At 40.7% G+C, this 1561-nt stretch carries 3 protein-coding genes; all 3 read right to left on the bottom strand.

From position 1 onward, the window contains the following. The coding region (locus tag LMF89_RS25300) for a metallophosphoesterase family protein (RefSeq protein WP_229537578.1) at window positions 1–290 on the bottom strand (290 nt) is incomplete at its 3' end. Next, window positions 287–1267 (bottom strand): hypothetical protein, encoded by a 981-nt coding sequence (locus tag LMF89_RS25305; protein ID WP_229537579.1) that lies wholly within the window; start codon window positions 1265–1267, stop codon window positions 287–289. The genes LMF89_RS25305 and LMF89_RS25300, both read right to left, overlap by 4 nt. Continuing rightward, on the bottom strand, window positions 1267–1464 hold the full coding sequence (locus tag LMF89_RS25310) for a hypothetical protein (protein ID WP_229537580.1): 198 nt from the start codon (window positions 1462–1464) through the stop codon (window positions 1267–1269). The genes LMF89_RS25305 and LMF89_RS25310 overlap by 1 nt, the downstream gene beginning before the upstream one ends. Window positions 1465–1561 lie beyond the last annotated feature (97 nt).

Below are 1561 nucleotides of genomic sequence, written 5' to 3' on the forward strand. Positions count from 1 at the left end.
CTAATAGGATCATGACTTGGAGTACCTGAAATTATAAATATCTCAATACCTGCTGTAGTTAGTTTTCGTAGCCATGCAGTGCAAGCTCGGATCTCTTTACTTGCCTTTTCCAGCGCAATATCAGCTTTTCGGAACATATCACCAGCAACAATTACGATGTCACAACCTTCAGCTATCATCCGATCCGCTACCCAATCCATAGTGCGACATATATCATCGAATCGAGCGGTAGCAGTGGGGCCAGAATAACCAAGGCCCCAATGTATATCTGCTACATGAGCTATTTTCATGCCATATCACCTGGTAGTGCAGCTGACATGAGTAAATCTTGCAACTCTTCCTCATTGGTTTTTGCTATAAAATCAATCACCGAACTAGCTTCAGCGGTGGTTAAGTCACTAAGAGACTTTCCTTTTACAAATTGCACGATGGATTTTATACCACTCTCATCGACGTTCTTCCGTTTTGCATCACCTACGATTTTGCCATACTGCTTGTCCGATAGTTTATTACCTGTAGGTGGAGTAAAGGATGCACGTTCATCACTAGCCTTAGGAGTGGCACGCTGTTTTTCGAATTTTTCTTTTTCTGGCTTATCATTACCATCACCATCAACCCATGAATCGAAATCTTCTTCTTCCTGACTAAAGATGCCACTTAAACCAGTAGCAGCGAGAGTGGCTGAAAGATACGCTCGCTTAATTGCCATCTTTAATACGGTATTCCAAACATCAGCTAAATCCGCATTTTCAATACGATATTTTGCGTACTCTTTACCCTCCTCCCCTTTTTTCTTGGATTTAAAGATTTCAGTTACTAGTGATTCCTTATCGATCCCCCTAGGTAATTTACTTTCGTACACCCAACGATACCGATATTTTGATTCCATAGTGCTGCATGAGCCTTCTCCCTCACCAACAACGATTCCAGTTCCTTTGTGGCAAAGTTTAATTCTGATTGTCACATCATAATGACCAGTCTTATCATTTTTGTTTTCATCTTTAAAAACGATTTGTCGAGCATAACCGTACAGAGCATTCAATTTATCTGCTCCAGGCTGAAAAAGTGTTCTATTATCGGTATAGGGAATCTTCCCATAATCAAGCCCCTCAATCATGACGTCTTTAATAAATCTCTGAACGATCTCAATTTTAGCTTTCATTTCATCTAAGCTCCGGCTCATTTCAAGAGCACTACCACCTAGAGTATCTATGTCTACCACAGCACCAGATTGCTGCTGCAAAGTAACTACATTATTACTACCCATTACGCCACACCCCCTGTTACTACACGACGAGTAAGATTGCCTTGCCAATCCTCTCCCTCAATGATCTGAACCCCTTCTGCAGGTTCCCATCCTTTATGACCATTTAAAATCATGCATTTATGGCAAGCGTCATGATTTGACCGATCCTGAAATTTGCAAGTTGTGCATGAGGCACCAAGATTAATAACCTTTTTCATTTTGATTTCCTCACTTTCGTATTTGTTAAGGTGGACCATGTCGCAAGACATTTAGGACATTGATATACAGCTATGCGAATATAGTCCTCAATTTTAA

It is taken from the genome of Pelosinus baikalensis, assembly GCF_020819555.1.
In the GTDB taxonomy this organism is placed as follows: domain Bacteria; phylum Bacillota; class Negativicutes; order DSM-13327; family DSM-13327; genus Pelosinus; species Pelosinus baikalensis.

Bases quoted from the DNA above. Each gene is read 5' to 3' on its own strand.
- LMF89_RS25305 (WP_229537579.1), bottom strand. From the start codon at position 1,267: ATGGGTAGTAATAATGTAGTTACTTTGCAGCAGCAATCTGGTGCTGTG.
- LMF89_RS25310 (WP_229537580.1), bottom strand. From the start codon at position 1,464: ATGAAAAAGGTTATTAATCTTGGTGCCTCATGCACAACTTGCAAATTT.